This window comes from Betaproteobacteria bacterium, from assembly GCA_016720065.1.
Taxonomy (GTDB): Bacteria; Pseudomonadota; Gammaproteobacteria; order Burkholderiales; family Rhodocyclaceae; genus SSSZ01.
On record JADJXY010000002.1, the window covers coordinates 821,261 to 847,144 of the forward strand.

At 65.4% G+C, this 25,884-nt stretch carries 22 protein-coding genes and 4 tRNA genes; 16 read left to right on the top strand and 10 right to left on the bottom strand.

The window, feature by feature from the left end; all coding sequences use genetic code 11:
* Window positions 1–3 precede the first annotated feature (3 nt).
* On the top strand, window positions 4–504 hold the full coding sequence (locus IPM73_07070) for a TlpA family protein disulfide reductase (protein ID MBK8917799.1): 501 nt from the start codon (window positions 4–6) through the stop codon (window positions 502–504).
* A 27-nt stretch (window positions 505–531) separates the two neighbouring features.
* On the opposite strand, the gene IPM73_07075 is transcribed toward IPM73_07070, so the two are convergent.
* Window positions 532–1,062 carry a sel1 repeat family protein gene (locus IPM73_07075; protein MBK8917800.1) on the bottom strand — a complete coding sequence of 177 codons (531 nt, stop codon included), beginning with the start codon at window positions 1,060–1,062 and terminating at the stop codon, window positions 532–534.
* Window positions 1,063–1,228: 166 nt separating this feature from the next.
* Here IPM73_07075 and IPM73_07080 point away from each other — a divergent pair, with 166 nt between their 5' ends.
* The 6 genes from IPM73_07080 (at window position 1,229) to IPM73_07105 (ending at window position 7,638) form a co-directional block, all read left to right on the top strand.
* The gene (locus IPM73_07080) at window positions 1,229–2,770 is read left to right on the top strand and encodes a two-component sensor histidine kinase (protein MBK8917801.1); all 1,542 of its coding nucleotides are present in this window, start codon (window positions 1,229–1,231) and stop codon (window positions 2,768–2,770) included.
* A 3-nt stretch (window positions 2,771–2,773) separates the two neighbouring features.
* Window positions 2,774–4,147 (top strand): sigma-54-dependent Fis family transcriptional regulator, encoded by a 1,374-nt coding sequence (locus tag IPM73_07085; protein MBK8917802.1) that lies wholly within the window; start codon window positions 2,774–2,776, stop codon window positions 4,145–4,147.
* A gap of 246 nt (window positions 4,148–4,393) precedes the next feature.
* Complete coding sequence (locus IPM73_07090) at window positions 4,394–5,062, top strand: sel1 repeat family protein (GenBank protein MBK8917803.1); 669 nt, start codon at window positions 4,394–4,396, stop codon at window positions 5,060–5,062.
* Window positions 5,059–5,361: a cytochrome c gene (locus IPM73_07095; protein ID MBK8917804.1), complete on the top strand. Its 303-nt coding sequence runs from the start codon at window positions 5,059–5,061 to the stop codon at window positions 5,359–5,361. The genes IPM73_07090 and IPM73_07095 overlap by 4 nt, the downstream gene beginning before the upstream one ends.
* Window positions 5,358–6,419, top strand: a complete 1,062-nt coding sequence (locus IPM73_07100; protein MBK8917805.1) for a regulator — start codon at window positions 5,358–5,360, stop codon at window positions 6,417–6,419. The genes IPM73_07095 and IPM73_07100 overlap by 4 nt, the downstream gene beginning before the upstream one ends.
* A 22-nt stretch (window positions 6,420–6,441) precedes the next feature.
* A complete protein-coding gene (locus tag IPM73_07105; protein MBK8917806.1) occupies window positions 6,442–7,638 on the top strand; it encodes a regulator in 1,197 nt (398 codons plus the stop codon).
* Between the two features lie 273 nt (window positions 7,639–7,911).
* On the opposite strand, the gene IPM73_07110 is transcribed toward IPM73_07105, so the two are convergent.
* The 5 genes from IPM73_07110 to gltX all read right to left on the bottom strand — a co-directional run bounded on the left by IPM73_07110 (window position 7,912) and on the right by gltX (window position 11,487).
* Window positions 7,912–9,333 carry an SPASM domain-containing protein gene (locus IPM73_07110; GenBank protein MBK8917807.1) on the bottom strand — a complete coding sequence of 474 codons (1,422 nt, stop codon included), beginning with the start codon at window positions 9,331–9,333 and terminating at the stop codon, window positions 7,912–7,914.
* A 417-nt stretch (window positions 9,334–9,750) separates the two neighbouring features.
* Window positions 9,751–9,827 (bottom strand) — tRNA-Asp (locus IPM73_07115).
* 11 nt (window positions 9,828–9,838) lie between these two features.
* Window positions 9,839–9,914: transfer RNA gene (locus tag IPM73_07120), tRNA-Glu, on the bottom strand.
* A gap of 32 nt (window positions 9,915–9,946) precedes the next feature.
* Window positions 9,947–10,022, bottom strand: a tRNA-Ala gene (locus IPM73_07125).
* A gap of 70 nt (window positions 10,023–10,092) precedes the next feature.
* Window positions 10,093–11,487: a glutamate--tRNA ligase gene (gene gltX, locus IPM73_07130; protein MBK8917808.1), complete on the bottom strand. Its 1,395-nt coding sequence runs from the start codon at window positions 11,485–11,487 to the stop codon at window positions 10,093–10,095.
* Window positions 11,488–11,585: 98 nt separating this feature from the next.
* On the opposite strand from gltX, the gene IPM73_07135 reads away from it, so the two are divergent.
* The 7 genes from IPM73_07135 (at window position 11,586) to moaE (ending at window position 17,577) form a co-directional block, all read left to right on the top strand.
* Window positions 11,586–11,660 (top strand) — tRNA-Val (locus tag IPM73_07135).
* A 246-nt stretch (window positions 11,661–11,906) separates the two neighbouring features.
* Window positions 11,907–13,745 (top strand): ATP-dependent DNA helicase, encoded by a 1,839-nt coding sequence (locus IPM73_07140; GenBank protein ID MBK8917809.1) that lies wholly within the window; start codon window positions 11,907–11,909, stop codon window positions 13,743–13,745.
* Window positions 13,742–15,049, top strand: a complete 1,308-nt coding sequence (locus IPM73_07145) for a hypothetical protein (GenBank protein MBK8917810.1) — start codon at window positions 13,742–13,744, stop codon at window positions 15,047–15,049. The genes IPM73_07140 and IPM73_07145 overlap by 4 nt, the downstream gene beginning before the upstream one ends.
* Window positions 15,046–15,537 carry a molybdopterin-guanine dinucleotide biosynthesis protein B gene (gene mobB / locus IPM73_07150; GenBank protein MBK8917811.1) on the top strand — a complete coding sequence of 164 codons (492 nt, stop codon included), beginning with the start codon at window positions 15,046–15,048 and terminating at the stop codon, window positions 15,535–15,537. Before IPM73_07145 ends, mobB begins: the two co-directional genes overlap by 4 nt.
* 132 nt (window positions 15,538–15,669) lie before the next feature.
* Window positions 15,670–16,872, top strand: a complete 1,203-nt coding sequence (locus IPM73_07155) for a molybdopterin molybdotransferase MoeA (protein MBK8917812.1) — start codon at window positions 15,670–15,672, stop codon at window positions 16,870–16,872.
* Window positions 16,872–17,120, top strand: coding sequence for a molybdopterin converting factor subunit 1 (gene moaD / locus IPM73_07160; GenBank protein ID MBK8917813.1), 249 nt, complete (start codon window positions 16,872–16,874; stop codon window positions 17,118–17,120). Before IPM73_07155 ends, moaD begins: the two co-directional genes overlap by 1 nt.
* A 1-nt stretch (window position 17,121) precedes the next feature.
* Window positions 17,122–17,577, top strand: coding sequence for a molybdopterin synthase catalytic subunit MoaE (gene moaE / locus IPM73_07165; GenBank protein MBK8917814.1), 456 nt, complete (start codon window positions 17,122–17,124; stop codon window positions 17,575–17,577).
* A gap of 67 nt (window positions 17,578–17,644) precedes the next feature.
* Here the strand turns inward: moaE and IPM73_07170 are convergent, their stop codons facing one another.
* Window positions 17,645–19,726 (bottom strand): AsmA family protein, encoded by a 2,082-nt coding sequence (locus IPM73_07170; protein MBK8917815.1) that lies wholly within the window; start codon window positions 19,724–19,726, stop codon window positions 17,645–17,647.
* 127 nt (window positions 19,727–19,853) lie between these two features.
* Here IPM73_07170 and clpB point away from each other — a divergent pair, with 127 nt between their 5' ends.
* Together clpB and IPM73_07180 are read left to right on the top strand one after the other, a co-directional pair.
* On the top strand, window positions 19,854–22,436 hold the full coding sequence (gene clpB / locus IPM73_07175) for an ATP-dependent chaperone ClpB (GenBank protein ID MBK8917816.1): 2,583 nt from the start codon (window positions 19,854–19,856) through the stop codon (window positions 22,434–22,436).
* A gap of 569 nt (window positions 22,437–23,005) precedes the next feature.
* Window positions 23,006–23,935, top strand: a complete 930-nt coding sequence (locus IPM73_07180; protein ID MBK8917817.1) for a hypothetical protein — start codon at window positions 23,006–23,008, stop codon at window positions 23,933–23,935.
* 13 nt (window positions 23,936–23,948) lie between these two features.
* Here the strand turns inward: IPM73_07180 and IPM73_07185 are convergent, their stop codons facing one another.
* Genes IPM73_07185 through IPM73_07195 form a run of 3 tightly spaced genes read right to left on the bottom strand, consistent with a single transcriptional unit; the run spans window position 23,949 to window position 25,883 of the window.
* On the bottom strand, window positions 23,949–24,422 hold the full coding sequence (locus IPM73_07185; protein ID MBK8917818.1) for a hemerythrin family protein: 474 nt from the start codon (window positions 24,420–24,422) through the stop codon (window positions 23,949–23,951).
* A gap of 11 nt (window positions 24,423–24,433) precedes the next feature.
* Window positions 24,434–25,096, bottom strand: a complete 663-nt coding sequence (locus IPM73_07190) for an ankyrin repeat domain-containing protein (protein MBK8917819.1) — start codon at window positions 25,094–25,096, stop codon at window positions 24,434–24,436.
* 16 nt (window positions 25,097–25,112) lie between these two features.
* Window positions 25,113–25,883, bottom strand: a complete 771-nt coding sequence (locus tag IPM73_07195) for a TatD family hydrolase (GenBank protein ID MBK8917820.1) — start codon at window positions 25,881–25,883, stop codon at window positions 25,113–25,115.
* Between the last annotated feature and the right edge of the window lies 1 nt (window position 25,884).

A 25,884-nucleotide genomic window follows, 5' to 3' on the forward strand; every position in this document is an offset into this window, starting at 1 on the left:
CGCCTGCTGGGCGGGGCGCTGGCCTGCGGCCTTTTGGCCGCCTGCGGCCGTTCGGACCATCCAGCTCACCCTCTGGAGGGAAGCGCGCTACCGAGGGTGGCGCTGCGCGACCTGAACGGCGCCGGTCGGACCCTGGGCCTGGCGACCGGCCAGCCTCTGCTGCTCAACCTCTGGGCCACCTGGTGCCCGCCCTGCCGGGCGGAAATGCCCGATCTGGACCTTCTGGCACGGAGTCCGGCGGGCATAAGGGTGCTCGGCGTCGCGGTGGACGATGACCTCAACCTGGTGCGTGAATTCGTCCTGCAGTACCGCATCGGCTTCGACATCTGGAGCGATCCCGGCCTGCGGGCCTGTCGGGAGGCGCTTGCCGTCGCCGGCATTCCGGCGACCTACCTGGTCGCCGGCGACGGGCGCATCCGCCGGGTGGTGAGCGGTGAGCAGCGCTGGAACGATTCGCCGGCCCGGGATTGGGTCGAGGCGCTGCGGGGTCCGGATCGCTCTTGAAGGCGGCGGAACGCTGCTTTTCCAGGATCAGCGGGACTCCACCGAGGCCAGTGCCTTCTTGGCCTCCGGATGGCCCTGGGTGGCCGCCTTGCGCAGCCAGCGCGCCGCTTCTTCCCGATTGTCGATGACGCCCTTGCCGGCCAGGAAGAGGAGTCCCAGGTGGTACTGGGCTTCTGCGTGGCCGGCGCTGGCGGCCTGGAAGTACCAGGTGGCGGCTTCCCTATCCGGATCGGGTACGAATCTTGCGGTCTGGGAACCGAAGAGAAAGGCCGAGCCAAGCTGAAACATGGCTTCGGCGTAACCCTGGGCCGCAGCTTTCTTCCACCAGAAAATCGCCTGCTTCTCGTCTTCGGGAACACCGTTGCCGTGGTAGTACATCATTCCCAGGCGGTACTGGGCCAAAGAGTTTCCAGCGGTGGCGAGGGGCGTGAGCAGTTGGACGGCCTGGCCGTGACGCCCGGCTTCGAGGGCGCGCAAGGCGTCGCCCAGCGGGTCTGGAGCCGCGAGCGCCGATGCCGCTGACAGGAGGAAGACTGCGATGATCGAGCGAGGAGCCATGGCGATAACCTGTTGGTGTAATGGGCTTCCGGTCAGACAAGGCAGGGGCCGACAAGCCGGGGCGTGGTCCTGTCTTGCGGCTCCGGGAGCGTTATGATGGAGTCCGTGGATTCCTCGATAGCAAATTTCAGGCCTTGTCCGCCGCACGCCCGGGCCGGGGTGCGCCGTGACTGAGCCGCGCATTCCCGTCGATCTGGCCGAGGGGGCGCCCGCGAGGCCCTATCGTGCCCGCGCCAGTCTGCGGCGCAAGGGATTCTGGACGGTGGTGGTGCTCAGCCTCTATTTCGTCCTGGTGACGACGATCATCACCCTGGAACGCAACATCATGATCGAGTCCGTCGCCCAGTTGCAGGAGGTGAACGAGCGGGAGGAGCGGCTCATCGCCATCAACGTCGCGGTGTCGCGCACGATCCTGGCCATCAACGAGAATTATTTTTCGCCGGAAATCGCCGACGCGGCCAAGGTTCTCATCCTGGAAGTGGAAGCCATCCTGCCCGGCCTGCGGCGGCTTCAGACCCACTACACCATCCTGGAGCCGGAGATCGCCTCTCTGGATCACTCCATCGCCGAACTGGCCGCGGCCCCGACCCGGGCAACGATTGCCGATCTGCGCAGCACGGTGCATCGCATGGTGGTCGAACTCGACGTCATCACGGCCGACGTCCATGCCCTCAAGCAGCGCACCCTGGAGCGTTATCGCGCCACCTTCAACCGGGTCACGCTGGAGTGGGCCTTGTTCGGGGTGGTGGGCATCGCGGTCATGGGGGGGCTGATCCTGACCTTTTTCCGTCGCCTGGCCCGCGACATCGATCGGGTGCGGGAGCGGGGCGGCGCCATCGTGCGCGGCTATCGCGGCAGTCCCCTTTCCCATTCGCGGGAAGACGAGCTGGGCGCCCTCATGGATGCGGTGAATGAGATGCAGCAGGAACTGCGGCAGCGGGAGGCCCACATCGAACTGGGGCGGCAGCAGCAGTTCCACAAGGAAAAAATGGCGGCTGTCGGTTCCCTCGCTGCTGCCGTGGCCCATGAAATCAACAATCCCATGGCTGCCATCGTCGGCATCGCCCAATCCATGGATATGGAGTGTCAGGGGGAAAGCTGCGAACGCTACGGCACCGCCTGCCATCCCAACATGATCCTGGAGCAGGCGACCCGGGTGCAGCAGATCACCCGGCGCATCAGCGAGTTTTCGGTTCCCCAGTCCCAGCGCCCCGAATTGCTCGACATCAACGGCCTGCTGCGCAGCACCTGCAATTTCCTCAAATTCGACAGCCGCTTCCGCTTGCTGGAGGTGGGACTCAACCTGGACGTCAATCTCCCGGCCGTGGTCGGCACGGCGGATCATCTGGTGCAGGTGGCAATGAACTTGCTTATCAATGCTGCCGACGCGGTACAGGATCAGACCGATCCGGCGCCGCGCCTGGAGGTCATGACCCGGGAGGAGGGTAGGGCCGTGCGCATCGAATTCCGCGACAACGGCTGCGGTATCCCGCCGGAGCATCTGGAGCGCGTCTTCGAGGAGCACTTCACCACCAAAGGGGCGGGCCACGGTAGCGGGCTGGGTCTGGCACTATGCCGGTCGCTCATCCGGGAGGCCGGCGGCGAGATCAGCATTGCGTCGGCCCCCGGGGCGGGCACGATCGTGACTGTCAGGCTTCCGGTTACGACAATGGGGAGCGAAGACGCATCCGCCAGGGAAAGGGGTTGAGACATGCATGTGCTGGTAATCGACGACGAAGCGGCCATCCGGCAGATTCTTGCGGCGACGGTCAGTCGGGCCGGGCACTCGGTGGATACGGCGGACAGCGTCCGCGCGGCATCTTCCAAGCTCGTCCGCGGCGACGTGGACGTGGCGCTTTGCGACATCAAGATGCCGGACGGCAACGGTGTCGAACTGGTGCGCAGTTTCAAGGGCTCGGGCATCGATACCCATTTCGTCATGGTCACGGCCTTCGCGTCCATGGAAACTGCGGTGGAGGCTCTGCGGGCCGGCGCGACCGACTACATCGTCAAGCCCGTGCGCAGCGAGGAACTGCTGCATCGCCTGGAGCAGATCGCTGCCATGCGGGGGCTGAAGGCGGAAAATCAGGCCCTGCGGCAGATCGTGGCGGGCGAGAAAGGGGTGTTCCACTTCAGTTCGTCCTCCATGATCGAGATGGAGCGCCTGGTATCGAAGGTGGCGGTTACCGACTCCACGGTCCTGGTGACCGGTGAGAGCGGGACCGGCAAGGGGGTGACGGCGCGCGCCATCCACGAGATGAGCCCCCGGGGCGACTTCCCTTTCATCCCGGTCAATTGCGGGGCCATCCCGGAAAATCTGCTGGAGAGCGAGTTTTTCGGCCATGCCAAAGGGGCGTTCACGGGAGCGGATCGGGCGCGCAAGGGTCTCTTCTCCCAGGCGGACCGGGGAACGCTGTTCCTGGACGAGATTGGCGAACTGCCCCTCCACATGCAGACCAAGCTGCTGCACGTCATCGAGGACAAGGAGGTCCGCCCCCTGGGCGGCGAGCAGGCTCGCCGGGTCGACGTGCGCATCGTCGCAGCCACCAACCGGAACCTGGCCGACATGGTCAAGGAAGGCCGCTTTCGCGAAGACCTCTTTTTCCGCCTGTCGGTGTTCCACATCCACATCCCGCCGCTGCGCGCCCGGCGGGACGACATTTCCCGCCTCATTCGCTTCGTCCTCGCCAGCCTCGCCGGCAATGGCAAGAAGCCGATGGAACTCGACCCCATGGCGGAGGAAATCCTGGTCGATTATGCCTGGCCGGGCAATGTGCGCGAACTGGAGAACGTGATCAACCGGGCCAATATCCTGGCCGACGGCGGGCGCATTTCCCTGGCCGACCTGCCCCCCGACATCGCCCGCCAGACCCCTCTGCGAGACCGGAGTGGCATGGATGTTGCTGGTTGCGGTGGCCTGCGCGAGCAACTGCGCCGGGTCGAAGCGGACATCATCGTCCGCACCCTGCGGGAATGTGGGGGAGACCGGCGCAGTGCGGCGCAGAAACTGGAAATCGGTCTCTCCAGCCTCTACCGCAAGCTTGAAGAATTCGAAGCCCTGGGTATGGCGCGGAGCGAACCCTGAATGGGAGCCCGGATTGAAGCTGGAAACCTCAGAGCCTGTGATTTTTTCTGGCGCGCCCGAGCGGCCTGCACGGGTGTGCACGATCAAGGCGCAGAGCACGGCCCGAGCCTGGGCTAGGGCGAGCATGGGTGTCGCCGAGCGGGCGCCTGGCGCCGCCACCCTGGGGGTGAGCGATTCATTGGGGTGCGGAGGTCCAGGGCACAAGGCATTGCGGGCATCCAGAGGCAACCAACTGAGGTTCCCGGGGTGAAGCACCTGCGCCTGATCTTTCTCCTGGCCCTGGTCGTGGGGTTTTCACCCGCTGCCCTTGCGGGGGCCGACGACGACTACGCTGCCGCGCTGAAGAGCTTTCAGGACGGTGACGTCGTGGGTGCCATGCCCGGCTTGCGCAGAGCGGCGGCGACGGGGCACACGAAGGCCCAGGTTCTCCTGGCGGAAATCCTCGATCGTTCCGAGTTCGACGAGGAAGCTGTCGTGCTCTACCGCGAAGCGGCGGGCAAGGGGGATGCGGATGGGATGTTCGGCTACGCGACCATGCTCGCCGCCGGCGAGGGCCTGAAGCAGAAGGATCCCGTCCAGGCCCGGGGCTGGTTCGAAAAGGCCGCCGAGCTGGGCCACCGTCAGGCCATCGGAGTCATGGCCCAGGCGCATTTGCGCGGCGAACTCGGGGTCACTGCCGGTGAACAGCAGTCGCCGGCCGCGCTGCGCTGGATCGAGATGGCCGCCAAACTCGACTACCTGCCTGCCGTGGACGCCCTTGCCCTGGCCTATCGCGGCGGTGGGAGCCTGGGTCTTGAGGCCAACCCCCGTCTGGCGGGGCAGTACCAGGCGCAGTCCGACCGCCTGCGCGGCATCGATCCCGCCCGGGCGAAGAAAAAGGGGCGCCGGGTCGTCCCCTTGATCGAGGAGAAATGATGAACACCCGCCATTCCGTGCTGGCAGCCGTTCTGGCACTTCAGGCCTTTGCTGTCCATGCTGCCCCGGGCCGGGGGCAGCAGCTCTACCACATGCACTGTGCGGCCTGCCACGGCATGCGTGGCGAGGGCGTAGCCCCCGAGGCGCCAAAATTCCGCCTGGGTGAGCGCCTGGATCAGCCGGATGGCATGCTCATGCAGTCGGTTCGCACGGGCAAGAAGACCATGCCTCCCTTCTTCGGCATCCTCAAGGATCCGGAGATCCTCGAAATCCTGGCCTACGTGAGAACTTTGCGATGATTTTCCTCAAGCGTATTGCGCCCTTGCTCTTGGGGTTGTGGGCCGTTGCGACCGCCTGGGGCGCAGACAAGACCGGGCCGAGGGTGATCGATTCCTTCGAGGTGGGCAGCAACGTCTACGTTCGCGCCCTCACGGTCGAGAAGGCGACGGGAACCCTGTGGGTCGGAACCTCCGTAGGGGCGATCGAAGTGGACCTCGCCAGCTCAAAACCCCGCAACACCTTTACCCGGCAGGAGGGACTGGCCAACGAATATGTCTTTGCCATTGGCATCGACAGCCAGGGGTATAAGTGGTTCGGCACCAATGCGGGCGGTGCCTCCCGCTACAAGGACGGCAAGTGGAAAACCTATTTTCCGATGCATGGCCTGGCGGACTACTGGATCTATTCCTTTCAGAACGATCGTGACGGCAATCTGTGGATCGGCACCTGGGCGGGGGTGAATCACTTCAACGTCAAGACCGGAAAATTCAAGACCTACGTGAAGGAGCTCATCAACGAGTGGGTCTATGGGCTCGCCCTGGATGGCGATGGGCGTGTCTGGTTCGGAACCGAAGGCGGCGTCAGCATGTACGACGGGCGGCGCTGGAAGTCCTGGACCCACAAGGACGGTCTGGGCGGCGATAACCCCGAGAAGCTCGAAGCCAGCGCCAATACCGGTCTCGGTACCCGTTCGCGGCATGACCTCACGGTCCAGGCGGCCGGCATGCCCACCTACAACCCGAATTATGTGTTTTCCATCCTCGCCGCCCCTGATGGCGTGATCTGGGCCGGCACCTGGGGCGGGGGCGTGAGCCGTTTCGACGGCAAGCGCTGGAACAGCCTGAGCACCCGGGATGGCCTGGCCGGGAATATCGTCTATTCCATGGTGCGCGACGATCGCGGTGTGTTCTGGTTTGGAACCGACAAGGGCGTTTCGCGCTACGACGGCAAGACCTGGAAGACCCTGGGCCCGGCGGATGGTCTCTTTGACCAGCACGTCTATGCCCTGGCCATCGCCCCCAGCGGCGATATCTGGGCGGGTACCAAGCGTGGTGTGGTGCGCATCGCCCCTCAATGACTCCCGGAAGGTACGAATGCCCATGAAACTCATCAAGCCGGCCCTGGCGGCAGTTCTTCTTGCTTGCGGCGGCGCCCTGCCGCCGGGGGCCCTCGCCCAGACGGCCCCGGTCCATCCTCCCGTCGCCGGCATGCCTCAGCATCCTCCTGTCGCGCCACAAGCGCAGGAGCGGGAGGGCAAGGTGGCGGTGGACGCCAGCGCGAAATTCACCCACTTCCGGGTGGGCAACAAGAACGTCAAGTCGATCTACGCCGACGGCAAGGTGGTGTGGGTGGGCACCTCCGGCGGTGTTGTGCGCTACGACACGCGCGACGACAGCTTCAAGCTCTTCGACGCCCGCAACGGGCTCCTGTCGAATGGCATGTTCTTCGTCGGGCGGGTCAAGGGGCAGATCGCTGTGGGAACCTACGGCGGCGGGCTCTCCCTGCTCGACGAAAAGAGCGGCAAGTGGAAGACCTACAACATCCCGGATGGGCTTGGCGACGCCTTCGTTTACGACGTCATCACCGCTCGCAACGGCGATATCTGGATTGCGACCTGGTCCGGCGTCAATCGCGTGCGGGGTGGCGATCTGGACGACCGCAGCAAGTGGGATCTCTACACCGTCGAAAATACCAAGGGTGGCGTCCCCAACGACTGGATCTACGGCCTGGCCGAGGGCAAGAACGGCGACATCTGGCTCGCCACCGAGGGGGGCATGGCGCGCTTTGCCCAGGGGCGCTGGGAAAACTGGAATCATGCCCGAGGTCTGGGAGCCCCCTACGAAAAGGTCAAGAAGGACATCGCCTTCAAGAACGATCCCGGAAAACAGTCCCTGCACCACGCCAAACAGAAGCAGGAAATGGGTTTGGGCGCGGTCGATGTGGCCTACAACCCGAACTACGTCGTGTCCCTGGAGGTGGATCGCAATGGCAGCGTTTGGGCCGGCACCTGGGGTGGAGGGCTTTCCCGCTTCGATGGCAAGCGTTGGACCACCTACACCACGGCGGAGGGCCTGCCCGGCAACCACGTATTCATGCTGCACCTGGATGAGCGCGGCGCACTGTGGATCGGGACCAACAATGGATTGGCCCAATGGCAGGAGGGCAGGTTCACCAAGGCCCTGACCACCGCCGACGGCCTGTTTGCCAATAACGTCTTCGCCATGGCGACCACGCCGGACGGCGACCGCTGGATCGGCAGCTACGGAGGCGTCGCCCACCTGCGCCCCTTGAAGTAGCGGGCGATAGGGGTGGCGGTCCAGGACTTGCGGCCTGGGCGCCCCTCGCATCCCCAGCCAGCGACGTGACGGGCACTCAGGGCCGCGGGCGCTTTCTGGCGGCGTGCGCGCCCCCCGCCATGGCGAGGGCCGTCAGGTGGGCATCCAGAAGGTCAAGGGGGCGTGGAGATTCGCGGCCTGCCGTCTCGCGGCACGCCGAGTCGGGCTGGGATGCCAAGTCCGAACCGGCGCCGCGAGAGAGATCGGTTCCTTCCGAGGCTCCGCGGCAGCGGGTCATGCGGCCCCCTTTTCGTGCCTTCCGTTTCTATGGGCGCGGTGGCTGCAGATGTCGCACTGGCGCCCGGGGCGCTCACCGCACAGAACCCGCTTCCTCGTCTGGCGAAAAGCCTGCCCGGACCAGGCCTCGGCGAGCTTCTCCTGCTTGAGGTCGGCCATGAAAGAGTAGCCGGAGTGATCCTGGGCGCACGCGACCAGATGGCCGTTGGTCCGAATGTGCGCCATGCTGAAGGGCGCCCAGCAGTGCAGGCTGGAGGGGACTCCGGCATGGCCGGCGCTCGCGGTACCGGGGTGAGACGGGCTGTAGCGCACGACGCCGGCCAGGGCCTCACAGTCGCGGTACGCCTTTTGCAGCAGGACGCTGTGGTGCCGTCCCGAGCGGGCAAGGGCGATGGTACAGGGCCGGCCGCCCAGGCTTGCCTGGTCACGATATTCGACGAGGCGGGCCAGGGCATCCCGGAAAAAATCCGGGGCCAGGGCCAGCACGTCGAGCGCGCGGCTGCGCCAACGTCCACTGGCCATGTTGAACTCGACCACGATGCGGTCGGCCCCCTCATCCATGGCCTTGGCGAGGACACCGATGTCCGCCGTCAGCGGGTCCGTATACACGGAGATTTTCGCCAGGCGACATTGCTGGCGGCAGAAGCGCAGCGCGGCGCCGAGGTGAGGCCAGGGCTGATCGGCGCCGAAATCGGCGATTTCCAGATTGCGGATGCCCAGGGTGGCGACTTCGCGCGCCAAGCAGCGGAATAACCCCCAATCCATGTGCCAGCAGGCATCCCCGGGGCCGTCGCTGCGCAAGGGGCGCAAGGTGCCGACATCGATCCGCACGGACTCCGGCAGCGGGGGCGCTTCCAGGAGACGGAAAGTCGGATGCGACGCGCGTTCGACACGAGGGCGGGCAGGGAGCGTGGCATCGGCTGGCGGGACGGAGGCTTGGCTGCCCCGCCGGCGCTGGTGCTTGGCGCCGCCCCAGGGATCCTCCGTGCGGGTGGCATGCTGCGCGGCAGCGCGGTCGCCCCGATCGATGAGTTCGAGGGCGTCGGCCAGGCCGACCTCCAGGAGGGGCGCCGCGTCCTGGGCACGAACCAGGCGATTGATCTCGGCGATGAAAAGGAGTTCGTCGGCCACCTCGACCGGCAGGCCGCGTCGTTCGCCGTCCCGGGAATCAAGGATGAGGCGATGGATGAATGTGTTGAGTTCCCGGGTGCGCCAGAGCGCCGTGAGCTTTTCCGTCAGGTGGGGCAGATGTTCCAGGTGCGCGATGCGAACGCCTGCGGGAGCCACGGACGGCTCGGCTTGACGCGGCGGCCACAGGGTTGCGGCGTCGGGCAGGATTTCCGGAAAAGGTGGCGTCAACGGCGTGCTACCGGCGTCGGCAGCAAAGTGGTGGGAAACGTCGGACGGACTGAAAGTCATGACTTTCCTCCCGGAAAGGGGGTGGGTAAAAGGAAAACGGGCCAGACGGCGCTGAGCGCGCAGCAATGGCCCGGGTGTGTCCTCACAGCCGCCGCTCCCGCACGGGCCGAATTCCCTGAGGGGCATGCCGCTGCGACGGTGTCGCGGGGGAGGGATCGGGATGAAGCCTGGAACTTGGTGGGCATGGCGCGGGTCTGGCGGCAGCGGAAGTCTGGGATGCCTTCACTACCGCAAACCCCGTGCCCGCAGCGGAAATCCGCGGGAGGGTTACGCGAATGGGGAATATTTCACGCTGGCGGCGCCCTGCTTTTCCACTTCCGGGAAAATCCGTCCCATGGCTGGGAAGGGCACGGTAAACAGCTGGGGGAGCAAAAGCAGAAGGGCCGATGGATCGCTCCATCGGCCCTCGACTTCAATTGGCGGAGTGGACGGGACTCGAACCCGCGACCCCCGGCGTGACAGGCCGGTATTCTAACCAACTGAACTACCACTCCGCATTAAACCTTGGCGTCCCCACGGGGATTCGAACCCCGGTTACCGCCGTGAAAGGGCGGTGTCCTAGGCCTCTAGACGATGGGGACCCGGACAAAACTGCCATTTCTTTCACGTTGCTTGGTGGAGGTAAGCGGGATCGAACCGCTGACCTCTTGCATGCCATGCAAGCGCTCTCCCAGCTGAGCTATACCCCCGTTGCCGTGAAAGAGCGCGCATTATAGGGACTCGAAACGGGCTTGTAAACACCTTTTCCGCCGCTGCGGCTCAGGAATTCCGGTGCAGTGCGGCGAGCACTTTTTCCCGTCCGACGAGGTGCAAGACAGCATCCACGGACGGCGTTTGAGCCTGGCCGGTGAGGAGGATGCGGAGCGGCATGGCCAGCTTGGGCATCTTGAGCCCGTGCTTGGCGACGGTCTCCTTGATGAGCGCCGCAATGGCTGGTACCTCCCAGGCCACGGCGGCAATGCCCGTGGCGAAATCCGCCAGGGCCGGCCGCGCCTCGTCGCCCAGGTGTTGTGCAAGCAGTTCCGGCGCGGGGCTGATCGGGGTGTAGAACACTTCGACCGCGTCAGCGAGGGCGTTCAGGGTATTGCAACGATCCTGGTAGAGAGCCACCGCCCGGACGAGGTCCGGGCCGCCTGCCGTGGCAATGCCTCGGGCGGTCAGGCGGGTTTCTACCTGAAGCGCCAGCTCGGCCGCAGGGGCTTGCTTGAGGTAGTGCTGGTTCAGCCACAGGAGCTTTTCGGTATTGAACTGGGCGGCGGAGGCGGTGATATGGTCCAGGTCGAACCACTGCACCAATTGCTCGCGGGAAAAAATTTCGTCGTCACCATGGGACCAGCCCAGGCGCGCCAGGTAGTTGATGACGGCCTCCGGCAGGTAGCCGTCATCGGCGTACTGCATGACCGACACAGCGCCATGGCGCTTGGAAAGCTTGGTCCCGTCGTCACCCAGGATCATGGACAGGTGGGCGTACTGGGGCACGGTGGCGCCCAGGGCGGCGAGGATGTTGATCTGGCGGGGGGTGTTGTTGACATGGTCGTCACCGCGGATGACGTGGGTAATGCCCATGTCCCAGTCGTCCACGCAGACGCAGAAGTTGTAGGTGGGGGTGCCGTCGGCGCGGGCGATGATGAGGTCGTCGAGTTCCGCATTGGCGAACTCGATGCGTCCCTTCACCTGGTCCTCCCAGGCGACGAGGCCTTCCTTGGGGTTCCTGAAGCGCACGACCGGGGGTACGCCAGGGGGCGGGGTGGGAAGGGTCTTGCCGGGCTCCGGTCGCCAGCGGCCGTCGTAGCGGGGTTTTTCCTTCCTGGCCTCCTGCTCGGCGCGCAAAACGTCCAGTTCCTCGCGGGTTGTATGGCAGTAATAGGCGGTGCCAGCATCGAGCATCTGCTGGATTACTTCCTTGTACCGGTCCATGCGCTGCATCTGGTAGAAGGGGCCTTCGTCATGGGCCAAGCCAAGCCACTGCATGCCATCGAGGATGGCCTGAACGGCCTCGGGGGTGGAGCGGGCGACATCGGTATCCTCGATACGCAGGATGAATTGTCCGCCATGGCGGCGGGCGTAGGCCCAGGAGAAGAGTGCGGTGCGGGCACCGCCGATGTGCAGAAAACCGGTGGGGCTGGGGGCGAAGCGGGTGCGGACTTGCGACATGGGAAAAGGCCGTGGAGAGCGGGGAAAAGGCGCCTATTCTAGCCGAGCCCCGGTTTGACCGCCCCCGGCTCTTGTGGTTAAATGCGCGCCTCTCGTGCGGGCGGCTAGCTCAGCGGTAGAGCACTGCCTTCACACGGCAGGGGTCACAGGTTCGAACCCTGTGCCGCCCACCAGTTCGAGAACGACATCAACCCGCGGGGCCCAGGGCACTGCGGGTTTTTTGTTGCCTTGCGGGCGCTCAAAGCCGGTCGGGATCCCGGGGCGCAACGGGCGCGGCCCGGAGCGACGGTGCGATCTGCTACCATTCTGCCCCTCAGTTCTCGCGCCGCCCCTTGTCCTCCCTCGCTCCCTTCTTCGCTCCCGATGGCCCGCTGGCAGCGGCCATTCCCGGCTATCGCGTGCGCGGGCAGCAGGTGGAAATGGCCGAGCGCATCGCTGCCGCCATCGAGCAGCATGCGGTCTTCGTCGCCGAGGCGGGGACCGGCACGGGAAAGACCTTTGCCTATCTGGTGCCGGCTTTGCAGTCGGGAGGCAAGGTCATCGTATCCACCGGGACCAAGACCCTGCAGGACCAACTGTTCACCAAGGACATCCCGACGGTGCGCGAGGCCCTGGGCGCCCCGCTGCGGGTGGCCCTGCTCAAGGGGCGGGCCAATTATGTGTGTCCCTATCATTTGCAGCACGCCCTGGCCGAAGGCCGCTTTCTCAGCCGCCAGGATGCCGCCGATGCCCGCCGCATATCCGCCTTCGCCAAGTTCACCCGTAGCGGCGACAAGGCGGAATGCCACGATGTGTCGGAAAATTCGCCGGTTTGGAACGCAGCGACCTCGACCCGGGAAAACTGTCTCGGGCAGGAATGTCCCGAGGTCAAGGGCTGCTTCGTCCTCCAGGCGCGGCGGGAGGCCCTGGCCGCCGATCTGGTGGTGGTCAATCACCACCTTTTCTTCGCCGATGTGATGCTTCGCGACGAGGGCACGGCCGAACTGCTGCCGGCCTGCAACACGGTCATTTTCGACGAGGCCCACCAGTTGCCCGAGGTGGCGACCCTGTTCTTCGGCACCACGGTTTCCTCGGCGCAGGTTCTCGATCTGGCCCGGGACACGCGTTCGGAGGGGTTGCTCCATGCCCGCGACTGCCTCGACCTGCCTGAGGCCAGCCGTCGCCTGGAAAAGGCGGCCAAGGACTTGCGCCTTGCGGTGGGTGTCGAGACGGGTCGCTTTGCCGCACCGCAACTGGAGGAGAGGGCGGAATTCGCTCCTGCCCTGGCTGCACTTCTGACCGAACTGGAACAATTTTCCGCCCTGTTGCAGAGCCAGGCGGAACGCGCGGAAGGCCTGGAAAACTGCTGGCTGCGGTCCCTGGAACTCACCGCCCGGCTGGAGGCCTGGCGCAAGCCGGGGGAGGGGGGCACGGTGCGCTGGGCCGAGGCCTTCAGCCAGTCCCTGCAACTGAACCTGACCCCCCTGGACGTGGCGGATATTTTCAAGAAGCAGATGGGGGGCCACCCGCGGGCCTGGATATTCACTTCCGCCACCCTTGCCGTGCAGGGCAATTTCGCCCATTACTGCGGCGAACTGGGGCTGGGCGAACCGGATACCGGCTGCTGGCACAGCCCCTTCGATTTCGGCCGGCAGGCGGTTCTCTACGCGCCCCTCGGCCTGCCGGACCCCAACGCGCCCCGGTTTACGGAAGGGGTGGTGGACGCGGCCTTTCCCGTGCTGCGGGCCGCCGGTGGACGAGCCTTCTTTCTCTGCACCAGCCTGCGGGCCATGCGCCGCGTGCACGAGTTGCTCAAGGGGCGGCTGGAGGACGAGGGCCTGGATTTTCCGCTGCTGCTGCAGGGGGAGGGGAGCAAGAACGATCTCCTGGAGCGCTTCCGCCGCGCCGGCAACGCTGTCCTGGTGGGCAGCCAGAGCTTCTGGGAGGGCGTGGACGTGCGGGGCGAGGCGCTTTCCCTGGTGGTCATCGACAAGCTGCCCTTCGCGCCCCCCGACGATCCGGTGCTGGCCGCCCGCATCGACCAGCTGAAGCGTCAGGGGCGCAACGCCTTCATGGAATATCAACTGCCCAAAGCGGTCATCAACGTAAAGCAGGGGGCCGGCCGCCTGATCCGGGACGAAAGCGACCGGGGCGTGCTGATGATCTGCGACCCACGGCTCATCGCCAAGCCCTACGGGCGGCGGGTGTGGCAGAGCCTTCCCCCCATGAAGCGCAGCCGGGAACTGTCCGAAGTGCTGGCCTTTTTCGCCGCGCCATGAGCGAAATTCCAACGCTGCGGGCCGATCTTCCCGCCGACTGCCACGCGGCGGCGGCAGCGCTCAACCGCGACTGCGCCTGCCTTTCCGTGGATCGGCAAGCCCTGGCGGCGGCGCTGGCGGCGGGCGGCATCGACGCTGCCGCCCTGGCGGAAAGTCGTCCCCATCTCTTTTCCGACACCGTGGTCTTCGTGGGCGAGAAAAGTCTGCGCCGCATGGCCGATCTGGTGGCGGCGGTGGAGCGCGTGGTGGCGCTGCCCGCGTGGCAGGCGCGGGTGCTTTCCCGCTCGCCGGCCATCGCCAGCCACGGGGTGGCGCACCCCGGAGTTTTCCTCGGGTACGACTTCCACCTGGACGACGACGGCCCGCGCCTCATCGAAATCAACACCAACGCCGGCGGCGGCCTGCTCAACGCCCATCTGGCCGGCGCCCAGCGCACCTGCTGCGGCCCCATCGCCCCCCGCTTGCCCGACCCCGCAGCCGTCGAAGCCGCCTTCCTCGCCATGTTCCGTGCCGAATGGCAGGTCCAGCGGGGAGCAGCCCCCTTGCAACGCATCGCCATCGTGGACGAATCCCCGGCGGAGCAATACCTGGCCCCGGAATTCGAGCTTTTCCGCCGCCTCTTCCAGGAAGCCGGAATCGCTGCCGTGGTGGCCGATCCTGGGGATCTGAGCTGGGACGGCCAGCGGCTGCGCTGCCAGGGCGAGGGGATCGATCTGGTCTATAACCGGCTCACCGACTTCGACCTCGACGAACCGGCCCAGGCCGCCCTGCGGCAAGCCTACCTGGCCGACGCCGTGGTGCTCACCCCCCATCCGCGGGCCCATGCGCTCTACGCCGACAAGCGCAATCTCGTCCTCCTGTCGGATGCCGGCGCCCTGGAAGCAATGGGCGTTGCGGCGGCGACGCGGGACATCCTTCTGGCCACGGTTCCCCTCACCGTGGCCGTGACGGCCGAGGGTGCGGAGCGCTTCTGGAGCGAGCGGCGCCGCTGGTTCTTCAAGCCCGCCGCGGGATTCGGCAGCCGCGCCGCCTACCGCGGCGACAAACTCACCCGCCGGGTCTTCGAGCAAATCCTGGCCGGCGACTACATCGCCCAGGCCATCGTCCCGCCCTCGGAGCGCCGGGTGCATGTCGATGCCGCCCCGCAGGACCTCAAACTCGACCTGCGCTGCTACGCCTACGCCGGCCAGGTGCAGCTGGTGGCGGCCCGTCTTTATCAAGGACAGACCACGAATTTCCGCACGCCGGGCGGGGGTTTTGCGGCGGTGGTTCCGGTTCCCGGCCACAGTACAATCGCGCCATGAAAGTATTCGCCATCGCCGGCTACTCGGGTTCCGGCAAGACCACCCTCCTGGAAAAAGTCATTCCCTGCCTGACCGGCCGCGGGTTGAAGGTTTCCGTCATCAAGCACACCCACCACGGCTTCGACATCGACCGCCCGGGCAAGGATTCCTACCGCCACCGGGAAGCGGGGGCCCATGAGGTGATGATCGCCTGCGGCGTGCGCTGGGCCCTGATGAAGGAACTGCGGGATGGCCCAGAACCCTGCCTGGACGATCTGCTGGCCCGCCTGGAGCCCTGCGACCTGGTGCTGGTGGAGGGCTTCAAGCGCGAGCCCATCCCCAAGCTGGAGGTGTACCGCCCCGCCAACGGCAAGCCGCCCCTCTACCCGGAATGGCCCGACGTCGTTGCCGTCGCCACCGAAGTCCCGCTGGATACCCCCTTGCCCCAGCTTCCCATCAATGACCCGGAGGCGGTGGCCGCCTTCATCGTCGCTTACCTCAAGCTCTGACGGGCATGCGCAGAGACTGTCCCGAGTGATGCAAGACGCTGCCCTGCCCGTTTCCCTCACCCCCGGCCCCTCTCCCGCGATGCGGGCGAGGGGAGGTCACCGAGACGCTTCGCGTCTTCCACGATAAAGCCCATGCTCACCTTCGAAGATGCCCTCGGCAAGCTGCTTGCCGCCGCTCAGCCGGTCACCGAGACCCGTAGCCTGCCCCTTACCGCCGCCGCCGGGCGGGTGCTGGCGGCACCCCAGTTTTCCACCGTCGCCGCGCCGCCCCTGGACAATTCCGGCATGGATGGCTACGCGGTGAAGAGTGCCGACATTCCCGTTGCCGGCACCCGCCTGCCGGTGAGCCAGCGCATTCCCGCCGGCTCCGTCGGGATGCCCTTGCAGCCGGGCACCGCCGCCCGCATCTTCACCGGCGCACCGATCCCCGCCGGGGCAGACGCGGTGATCATGCAGGAGCTGTGCGAGGCCGGTGACGACGGCGTGGTCATCAACCAGGTGCCGACGCCGGGCCAGAACATCCGTTGCGCCGGCGAGGACATCGCCGTCGGCGCCGAAATCCTCGCCGCCAGCATCAAGTTGCGGCCCCAGGACATCGCCCTGGCCGCTTCCGCCGGCCTGCCCGAGTTGCCCGTCTATCGGCGCCTGCGGGTCGGCGTTTTCTTTACCGGCGACGAGCTGGTGCAGCCCGGCGAGCCGCTGCCCCCCGGGGCCATCTACAACTCCAACCGCTACGCCCTGCGTGCCTTGCTGGAAGGTCTGGGCTGCGAGGTGCGCGACCTCGGCCAGGTGCCGGACACGCTGGACGCCACCAAGGACGCCCTGCGCCGGGCGGCCGCCGACAACGATCTCATCGTCACCAGCGGCGGCGTCTCGGTAGGCGAGGAAGACCACGTCAAACCGGCGGTGGAGGCGGAAGGCCGCCTCGACATGTGGAAGATCGCCATCAAGCCGGGCAAGCCCCTGGCCTTCGGCGAAGTTCGCAAGGACGATGGCAAGGCCTGGTTCATCGGCCTGCCGGGCAACCCGGTGTCGGCCATCGTCACCTTCATGATCATGGTGCGGCCCTTCGTCCTGCGCCTGCAAGGCATCCGCGACGTGACGCCCCGGGCCTTCACCCTGCGTGCCGACTTCGACTGGAAGAAGCCCGACGCCCGGGCCGAATTCCTGCGCGGGCGCAGGAACGAAGGCGGCGGCGTCGAACTCTATCCCAATCAGGGGGCCGGCGTCGTCACCTCGCTCTGCTGGGGCGACGGCCTGGTCCTCAACCCGCCGGGACAGCCGGTCGCCAAGGGTGATCCGGTGCGTTTCGTGCCTTTTACGGAATTGCTGTGATGAGCGTGCAAGTGCTGTATTTCGCCGGCCTCAGGGAAGCCCTCGGCTGCGCCGGGGAGAAGATCGACCTGCCGGCCGGTGTCGCCACCGTGGGCGGCCTCAAGGACTGGCTGGCGGGGCAGGGCCGGGGAGCGCTGGCCAGCGCCCGGAACCTGCGCTGCGCCGTGAATCAGGAAATGGTGGGGCCCGAGGCGGCCGTCAAGGCCGGCGACGAAGTGGCCTTCTTCCCGCCGGTGACGGGGGGCTGAGATGAGCATCCGCGTCCAGGAAGCCGATTTCGACGTCGGCGCCGAACTTGCCGCCCTGCGTGCTGGTGACGCCCGGGTCGGCGCCCTGGCCAGCTTCATCGGCCTGGTGCGGGATGTGAATGACGGCAGCAGCGTCTCGCAGATGACCCTTGAACACTATCCCGGCATGACCGACAAGGCGCTGGAGGCCATCGTCACCGAAGCCAAGGGCCGCTGGGACATCTACGACGCCCTGGTGATCCACCGGGTGGGGCCCTTGAAACCCTGCGATCAGATCGTCCTCGTGGCGGTGACCAGCGCCCATCGGGGCGAGGCCTTCGCCGCCTGCGAATTCATCATGGACTACCTGAAGACCCGCGCGCCCTTCTGGAAGCGGGAAGCTACCCCCGAAGGCGCCCGTTGGGTGGATGCGCGGGATAAGGACGATTCGGCGGCGGCACGCTGGACGAAGGGCTGATCCGCGGCGCAGCGGGCGGGTCGACACTCGACGCTTTCCCACCGGGGAAGCAGGGGCCAACGGAGTCCTACTTGCCAAAGAAGCCCTTGAGTCCGCCTTTGAGTTTGTCCGTAGCCTTGCTCTTGACCTCTTCTTTGGCCGCCTCCACCTTGGCCTTGGCGGCCGCGCCGATCAGGTCGCCGAATTCGAGTTTGTAGGCGAGCTTGTCGAAAGGGCCGTGGAGTCGCACGGGCACGGTCAGGCCCTTGAGATGGTCCAGATCCTTGCCTTCCTGACCCTTGCTCGAAGCCACCACGCTCACCTTGGCCAGGTAATCCAGGCGGTCGTTGCCGATATCGATGTCGCCCTTGCCGCCCAGGCGCAGGAAAGGCGACTTCATGTCGAGATCCTCGTTGTGGGCGACGCCGTTGGCGATGCGGAAACTGGCGGTCAGCTCGGAGAAATCGGTCTTTTCCCGGCCGTCGGCGTCGGCCGTGGCGCTTTCTTTGGCCCCCAGCTTGCCCTTGAGGTCGCGCAGGGTCTTGGCCAGGTTGATGCCCTTGACGGCGCCGTCCTTGAGGACCAGGTTGGCCGAACCGGCCAGGGCCTTCTTGAGGGCCGGTACCGTGTCGCCCCGGGTGGTGACGTCGACATTGACGGTGCCCCGGCCCTCCAGCGGATCCTTTTGCAAGGCGTCCTTGAGCAGGGGCTCGATGGCCACGTTGTTCAGGGCCTGCTTGATGGCGAACTCGTTATTGTTGGCATTGACCCCGATGCTGCCGGCCAGGGTGCCGCCGTAGAGGGCCGCGTTGAACGGGGCCACGTCGAGACGCCCACCGCGGGCGGCGATACGGGCATCGAGCTGGGAAACCTTGATGCGGTGGGCCTGAAGCTGGCCGATCTTTACCGTGCCGTCGAGATTGAGGGGTTTCAGAGCGGAAAGATCGATCTTGTCCTGGCCGGCAGGGGCCCCGCCGCTGCCGCCGGAAGAACCCGCCGGCACGGCCGTGCCGGCCGGCGCGGGGGGCAGGTAGCGGTCCACGTCGAGCTTGTCGATATCCAGGGAGAAGCCGAGGGCGAGGGGGTCGAACTGCCGTACGCCGAGGCGCAGGGCGATCTTCGACTCGTCGAGGGCGGTATGGAGAGCAAGGTCGGCGGTCTTCTTCTCCAGATTGGCCTGGACCTTGCCGTCGAGGGGCAGGTGCAGCTTCTTCATGGGCAGCGCCGGGCTGGCCACGTCGAGGGTGCCGGCGAGCTTGGCGAGGGCGACGGTCTGGGTGGCGCCGTCGTAGGCCACCGGTGAGGCGAGCTGGCCCTTGACGGTGGCATCGCCGGACTTGGCATCCAGATCCAGGCTGAAATTGCCGATGCGCAGGGCCTTGGCCGAGCCCTCGATGCCGGCCACCGCCGCCTTGGCGGCCAGGGACTTGCCCGGGCTGGCGAGATTGGCCGCCAGGGTGAGGGTTTCGCCCTTGGCAGAAGCGCCGTCGAGGTCCAGGAACGGTGCCGCAAGGATCAGCTCGAAGCGGTCGGCACCGCTGGCGCCCTTGGCGGACAGGGCCAGCTTTTCCACGTGGAAGCGGCCAGCGCCCGTGTCGCCCTGCAGGCGGCCGGTGGCGAGATTGAGGTCGGTGAGACGGGTGGTCTTGCCGGCTGCCTCGTCCCGATATTCCAGTTTGGCGTTGCGCAGGTCTACGCCGGCGATGTCGAAGTGCAGGGGCGTTGCCGGAGTGTTTTCCGCAGCCGGCTTTTTGTCATCCTTGGCCGCCTTTTCGCCGCCGCCAAGGTCATCGATATTCAGGCTGCCGTCCTTGTGCTTGGCCAGGGTGAGGGCCAGGCCATCGGCCTCGACCCGGCGCACTTCCACGCGCTTGGACAGGAGCGGCATCACGGCCACCGCTAGCCGCGCAGAGTCGAGGGCGACGAACTGGCCATGGCCGCCTTTCTCGGAAAGCGTCAGGTGGCCGATCTGCACCCCCACATCTGGCCAGACGGAGAGCTTGAGGGGGCCATCGATGACCAGTTTGCGTTGCGTCTTGGCCAGCACCTGCTGGCTGAGTTCTTCCTTGATGCGGGCCTCGTCGAAGAGGGCGTATAACAGCCCGACAGCACCGACGAGGAGGGCAAGCACGGCGATGGTGGCATAGGCGGCGATGCGAAGGGCTTTCATGGGACGGCCTCGTTTTGGGAAGGAGACTCATTCTATGCCAGCCGGGAAAGCCCGGGAGGGCCATTGAAATTTTCGCAAGCCCCCCAATCTGGGGAGCATCGGCAATACACCATTCAGGGAGCCCACCATGCGCCTCGACAAGTTCACCACAAAGTTCCAGCAAGCCCTGGGCGACGCCCAGAGCCTGGCCCTGGGCAACGATCAGCAATTCATCGAACCGCAGCACCTGCTGCTCGCCCTGCTCGGTCAGGAAGATGGCGGCACCGCTTCCCTGCTGGCCCGGGCCGGCGTTAATGTACCGGCCCTCAAGCGGGAGCTGGAAGGCGCCATGGTGCGCCTGCCCAAGGTGGAAGGCCACGGCGGTGACGTTTCTGTCGGCCGCGACCTGGGTAATCTCCTGAATCTCACCGACAAGGAAGCCCAGAAGCGGGGCGACCAGTTCATCGCCAGCGAGATGTTCCTTCTCGCCCTGTGTGACGACAAGAACGAGACCGGCCGCATGGCCAAACAACACGGCCTCAACCGCAAGGCCCTGGAGGCTGCCATCGACGCCGTGCGTGGTGGCCAGGGGGTCGATTCCCAGGAGGCGGAAGGCCAGCGCGAGGCTCTCGCCAAATATTGCATCGACCTTACCGAACGCGCTGCCCAGGGCAAGCTCGATCCGGTGATCGGCCGCGACGACGAGATCCGCCGCGCCATCCAGATCCTGCAGCGGCGCACCAAGAACAACCCGGTGCTGATCGGCGAACCCGGCGTCGGCAAGACGGCCATCGTCGAGGGCCTGGCCCAGCGCATCGTCAACGGCGAGGTGCCGGAGACCCTGAAGGGCAAGAAGGTCTTGGTGCTGGACATGGCGGGCCTGCTGGCTGGCGCCAAGTACCGGGGCGAGTTCGAGGAGCGGCTGAAGGCCGTGCTCAAGGACATCGCCAAGGACGAGGGCCGCATCATCCTCTTCATCGACGAGATCCACACCATGGTTGGCGCTGGCAAGGCCGAGGGCGCCATCGACGCCGGCAACATGCTGAAGCCCGCGCTCGCCCGGGGCGAGTTGCACTGCATCGGCGCCACCACCCTGGACGAGTACCGCAAGTACATCGAGAAGGACGCGGCCCTGGAGCGGCGTTTCCAGAAAGTGCTGGTGGAGGAGCCTTCCGTCGAATCCACCATCGCCATCCTGCGCGGCCTGCAGGAGCGCTACGAGCTACACCATGGCGTCGACATCACCGACCCGGCCATCGTCGCCGCGGCGGAGCTCTCTCATCGTTACATCACCGACCGCTTCCTGCCCGACAAGGCCATCGATCTCATCGACGAGGCGGCGGCGCGGATCAAGATGGAAATCGACTCCAAGCCGGAAGCCATGGACAAGCTGGACCGCCGCCTCATTCAGCTCAAGATCGAGCGCGAAGCGGTGAGGAAGGAGAAGGACGAGGCCTCCATCAAGCGTTTCGGCCTCATCGAGAGCGAAATCGCCAAGCTGGAGAAGGAATACTCCGATCTGGAGGAAATCTGGAAAGCCGAGAAGGCCCAGGTCCACGGTTCCGCCCACATCAAGGAAGAGATCGACAAGATCAAGGCCCAGATGGCGGAGTTGCAGCGCAAAGGCCAGTACGACAAGCTGGCCGAGTTGCAGTACGGCAAGCTGCCGCAACTTGAGGCGCAGCTGAAGGCGGCCGAGGTGACCGGCGACGGGGCAGGGCAGAAGAACAGGCTCTTGCGCACCCAGGTCGGTGCCGAGGAAATCGCCGAGGTGGTCAGCCGCGCCACCGGCATCCCGGTGAGCAAGATGATGCAGGGCGAGCGCGACAAACTGCTGAAGATGGAAGAGCGCCTGCACAAGCGGGTGGTCGGCCAGGACGAGGCCGTGCGCCTGGTGGCCGACGCCATCCGCCGCTCCCGGGCCGGTCTCTCGGACCCCAACCGGCCTTACGGCTCCTTTCTCTTCCTCGGCCCCACCGGCGTCGGCAAGACGGAGCTGTGCAAGGCCCTGGCAGAATTCCTGTTCGATTCGGAGGAACACCTCATCCGCATCGACATGAGCGAATTCATGGAAAAACACTCAGTGGCCCGCCTGATCGGCGCCCCGCCGGGCTATGTCGGCTACGAAGAGGGCGGCTACCTGACCGAGGCGGTACGCCGCAAGCCCTACAGCGTCATCCTGCTGGACGAGGTCGAGAAGGCCCATCCGGATGTCTTCAACGTCCTCCTGCAGGTGCTCGACGACGGTCGCATGACCGACGGCCAGGGCCGCACTGTCGATTTCAAGAATACCGTGGTGGTCATGACCTCCAACCTGGGCAGCCAGATGATTCAGCAGATGGCCGGCGACGACTACGGCGTGATCAAGATGGCGGTGATGGCCGAGGTGAAGACCTATTTCCGGCCGGAATTCGTCAATCGCATCGACGAAGTGGTGGTATTCCACGCCCTCGACGAAAAGCACATCGCCGGCATCGCCAAGATCCAGCTCGCCTACCTGGAAAAGCGCCTGGCCCAGCTCGAAATGGGCCTGGCGGTCGAAGACAGCGCCCTGAACGAACTGGCCGCGGCAGGCTTCGACCCGGTCTTCGGCGCCCGGCCCTTGAAGCGTGCCATCCAGCAGCACATCGAGAACCCGCTGTCCCGGGCCATTCTGGAAGGGCAGTTCGCGGCCAAGGATACGGTGCGGGTGCGCTGCGAGCACGGGGTGTTTCGCTTTCAGAAGACCTGATTGGGGCGTGGAGTTGGCCTTGTTAGCTCCAGGAACATGCGCCCCACGGCGGGCGATGACCTGCGGTGCCTGCAAGCGGGTGGCGAGGGGGCACACTCCAGACCCAGGGGCGTCACTCAGATAGCGCTGGCGGCTAGCTTCAAGTTTACATAATACAAATTATGCGGGTTTTTCTATTCGGGAAGACCAGGCCTTAGGCCAGAAAAAAGCCCACGCTTGTCGGGCATGGGCTTCTTTTGCTGCGACCCCGATCACTGGGTTCGGGGTATTTCGGCTATACGCCGTTCAGGTCGTAACACGGATTTTTCAAAGGATTTCCTTCTCCAATGCCGTCGGGACTCCCCCATGAAGTGCGGCTTACGTCAGGGGCGTCCGCCTTGCCGCGGGGCGAACACGATCTAAGGCTAGCAGGAGCCGTGAAAAAATCCAGGGAGTCCGGAAGGAATTTTGGGTATAACCAAAGGCGCAAGTTGAACCCCTAGACGGGCTACCTTTGCGCGATAATACAATTCCCGCCCCCCGCTCTGTCCGTAGCATGGACAGACTCAGTTCAGTATTCGGTAGGTTCCATGGAATCCAGCATCGATCCCGGCACCCGCAAGCTCGTCAACGGGCAAACTCGCGTCTACTACGAGGGATACTGGATGAAAACCTATCCGGTGCCCGAGAATACCCTGGCTCACAAGAAAAGGCTGATCGAGGCCCTGACCCGACGCCTGTTCAACCATACGGAGCATGGGCTCAACATTCCCGGGAGCCGCCTCAACGAGGCGCGACTGGCTTACGAATGCGAGGCGGATTCGGCCAAGCGAAGGGTCAAGGGGGCGATGTACGCGGGGGCTATGTTCAACCGGGCGACCGATATTTTCCGCAACCTGGTCGAATTGCAGGAAGCGGGGGTCGAAATCCTTCCGAGTTACGAGTTGATGCGGGAGTGCGGGCGTTGTCTGCAGGAGGCCTATACCCTCTGCCGTCTGGTCCTGCATCGAAGCGGCGAGGAAAGTATCGATGAACTCTGGGGTGAGCCCTTCCGGGCTTTCAGCATCCCCCTCGAGGAGTTTTACGAGAGCCGCTATATCAAGATCGGCCAGGCCAAGCGCGACATTGACCGCATTGCTGACGTGATGGTGAACACCTTTGCGCGGCTGCGGATGTTTCCCGACATTGGCCCGATCATCCGGGAGTTTGCGCTGGCGGCCAAGATCAAGTGTGAGACCCTGCGCACGGATCCTGACATTTTCGATGCCTGGGCCAATTTTGCCGCCGCGGCCGAGCGTCTCGTCGGGTCCAAGCCGGAGATGACTGCAACCCCCGGCGATCCCGAGCTCCGCATGGCGGATTGTGCCCACAAGCTGATCTGGAATGGTCGCGACCTCATTTTCCACATCACCCGAGCCCGTGTCCCCATGCCCAAGTCGACCCGGGACTTCATGACCCGCTGCAATCAGTTTGCGGCCACGGGGTCCACCCTGGACGAGTGGATTCCCCTCCCCGCCTGATCAAAGCCGCGCTTCAGTAGTCATCGCGTCCCCAGGGCTCCGGGGCCGGTTTGGCTTCGTGCTGTGCCGCGGCGCTCTGGGCTTGGTAGGCGCGGACATAGGGGACGTAATCCTGGTCGACCACCCGGATGTGACGGAAGAACCAGCCATTGATGAGAAACCGGACTTCTTCGGCAATGGCGTCCAGGGAAAGAGTCCTGGCGTTTTCCAGAAGATTCAGAAGCATACGCCGGAATTCGGCGTGGGTTTGCCGGTGCTCCGCGAGCTTGGGGTAGCCACAGGCGGCCATCAATTCCTCTTCTTCCCGCAGGTGCGTCTTGATGTAGTCCATCAAGGTGGCGAGGGTCTTCATGACCCGAATCTGATCGCCGTCCCCTTCGAAGCTCGCTGCAAGCTCAAAAAGGCGGCGATGCTGATCGTCGATCAGGGGCAAACCAACTTCGAGGCTGGGAGACCACTCGGCGTATTCGATGTAACGTTTGTCCATGGTCGGCCCCGCTATTTCACTTCAAGCGTGACCGATTTGCCCGATCTACCCCCCGCCTTGCGCAGCGCGCCGGCGATATCGGTGTGGTTGTAGCGCAGGGCGATGTCGATGGCGGAATCCCCGTTCTCGTTGGTCCGGTTGGGATTGGCGCCGGCACGCAGGAGGGCGTCGACCACCTCTGCAAAACCCCCTCGTGCCGCCGCCATCAGGGCCGTCGTGCCGTTGTCGCTGGCCGCATTGACGTCGGCCCTGGCCTTGAGGAGGGTGTGAGTGACCGCCAGATGCCCGTTGAAAGCCGCATAGATCAGGGGTGTCCAGTCCGGGGTATTGACGTGGGCTCCCGCGGCGATCAGTTTCTCTGCGATGGCGACATCGCCCCGAAGCGCGGCGAGTCGCAGGGGAGAATCCCCGGCGCTGTTGCGCATATTTACCTTGGGGCGCTGGGCCAGCAGGGTATCGACGAGGCGTCCGTGGCCGTCGCGAACCGCGAGCATGAGCAGGCTATTGCCTTCCGGGTCGGTCGTATCCACGTCGGCCCCTCGCTTGATCAGCGCTGCAACCGCATCCGCGTCGCCGCTCCTCGCGGCAGCGATGAGGTCATCGTAGGTGCCGGCCGAGGCGGCGCCAGTCAGACCGAGCAGGAACAGGGTGGCAACAAGGGTCTTGATACGCATCTTGATACGCATGGCTTCAGGGTTTGGCGGCGATAAAGAGTCGGTAGAAATTGGCGCTGGTAGCTTCGGCGATGCGGGAAAAGGACTCTCCCCTCAATTGCGCGATCTCCTCCGCCACATGGCGCACATAAGCAGGCTGATTGGGTTTCCCACGGTACGGCACCGGGGCGAGGTAGGGCGAATCGGTTTCGACCAGAATGCGGTCCAAAGGTGCCCGGCGCGCCACCTCCTTGACTGCAGCCGCGTTCTTGAACGTGACGATGCCGGAGAACGAGAGGTACATGCCCAGCCCCAATGCCTCTTCGGCGACCGACCAATCTTCCGAGAAGCAGTGCATGACGCCCCCGACCTCGGCGGCGCCCTCCTCCCGCAGGATGGAGAGCGTGTCCTGCGCCGATTCCCGCATGTGGATGACCAGGGGCTTGCCGCAATCCCGTGCGGCGCGGATATGGCAGCGGAAGCGTTCCCGTTGCCACTCCGGCCTATCCTTCTGCCAGTAATAGTCCAGGCCGGTTTCGCCGATGGCGATGACTTTGGGGTGTGCGGCCAGACGAACCAGTTCGGCGATGGAAGGCTCGTGCACATCGGTGTATTCCGGGTGGACGCCCACCGTGGCCCATAGTGCGGGGCTGGACTCGGCGACTTCCAGGACGCCGGGCAAATCCTCGAGATTGACCCCGATGCATACCGCGCACCGCACTTCGGCGGCCGCCATGGCCGTGAGCACCTCGGGCAGACGCTCGCGCAAGCCGGGAAAATCGAGATGGCAGTGGGAATCGACCAGCACC

What these genes read in the sequence shown, in the direction of transcription:
- IPM73_07075 (MBK8917800.1), bottom strand. Translation starts at nt 1,062, where the DNA reads ATGGCTCCTCGCTCGATCATCGCAGTCTTCCTCCTGTCAGCGGCATCG.
- IPM73_07085 (MBK8917802.1), top strand. Translation starts at nt 2,774, where the DNA reads ATGCATGTGCTGGTAATCGACGACGAAGCGGCCATCCGGCAGATTCTT.
- IPM73_07095 (MBK8917804.1), top strand. Translation starts at nt 5,059, where the DNA reads ATGATGAACACCCGCCATTCCGTGCTGGCAGCCGTTCTGGCACTTCAG.
- IPM73_07100 (MBK8917805.1), top strand. Translation starts at nt 5,358, where the DNA reads ATGATTTTCCTCAAGCGTATTGCGCCCTTGCTCTTGGGGTTGTGGGCC.
- IPM73_07105 (MBK8917806.1), top strand. Translation starts at nt 6,442, where the DNA reads ATGAAACTCATCAAGCCGGCCCTGGCGGCAGTTCTTCTTGCTTGCGGC.
- IPM73_07110 (MBK8917807.1), bottom strand. Translation starts at nt 9,333, where the DNA reads ATGACTTTCAGTCCGTCCGACGTTTCCCACCACTTTGCTGCCGACGCC.
- gltX (MBK8917808.1), bottom strand. Translation starts at nt 11,487, where the DNA reads ATGTCGCAAGTCCGCACCCGCTTCGCCCCCAGCCCCACCGGTTTTCTG.
- IPM73_07140 (MBK8917809.1), top strand. Translation starts at nt 11,907, where the DNA reads ATGGCCGAGCGCATCGCTGCCGCCATCGAGCAGCATGCGGTCTTCGTC.
- IPM73_07145 (MBK8917810.1), top strand. Translation starts at nt 13,742, where the DNA reads ATGAGCGAAATTCCAACGCTGCGGGCCGATCTTCCCGCCGACTGCCAC.
- mobB (MBK8917811.1), top strand. Translation starts at nt 15,046, where the DNA reads ATGAAAGTATTCGCCATCGCCGGCTACTCGGGTTCCGGCAAGACCACC.
- IPM73_07155 (MBK8917812.1), top strand. Translation starts at nt 15,670, where the DNA reads ATGCTCACCTTCGAAGATGCCCTCGGCAAGCTGCTTGCCGCCGCTCAG.
- moaD (MBK8917813.1), top strand. Translation starts at nt 16,872, where the DNA reads ATGAGCGTGCAAGTGCTGTATTTCGCCGGCCTCAGGGAAGCCCTCGGC.
- moaE (MBK8917814.1), top strand. Translation starts at nt 17,122, where the DNA reads ATGAGCATCCGCGTCCAGGAAGCCGATTTCGACGTCGGCGCCGAACTT.
- IPM73_07170 (MBK8917815.1), bottom strand. Translation starts at nt 19,726, where the DNA reads ATGAAAGCCCTTCGCATCGCCGCCTATGCCACCATCGCCGTGCTTGCC.
- clpB (MBK8917816.1), top strand. Translation starts at nt 19,854, where the DNA reads ATGCGCCTCGACAAGTTCACCACAAAGTTCCAGCAAGCCCTGGGCGAC.
- IPM73_07180 (MBK8917817.1), top strand. Translation starts at nt 23,006, where the DNA reads ATGGAATCCAGCATCGATCCCGGCACCCGCAAGCTCGTCAACGGGCAA.
- IPM73_07185 (MBK8917818.1), bottom strand. Translation starts at nt 24,422, where the DNA reads ATGGACAAACGTTACATCGAATACGCCGAGTGGTCTCCCAGCCTCGAA.
- IPM73_07190 (MBK8917819.1), bottom strand. Translation starts at nt 25,096, where the DNA reads ATGCGTATCAAGACCCTTGTTGCCACCCTGTTCCTGCTCGGTCTGACT.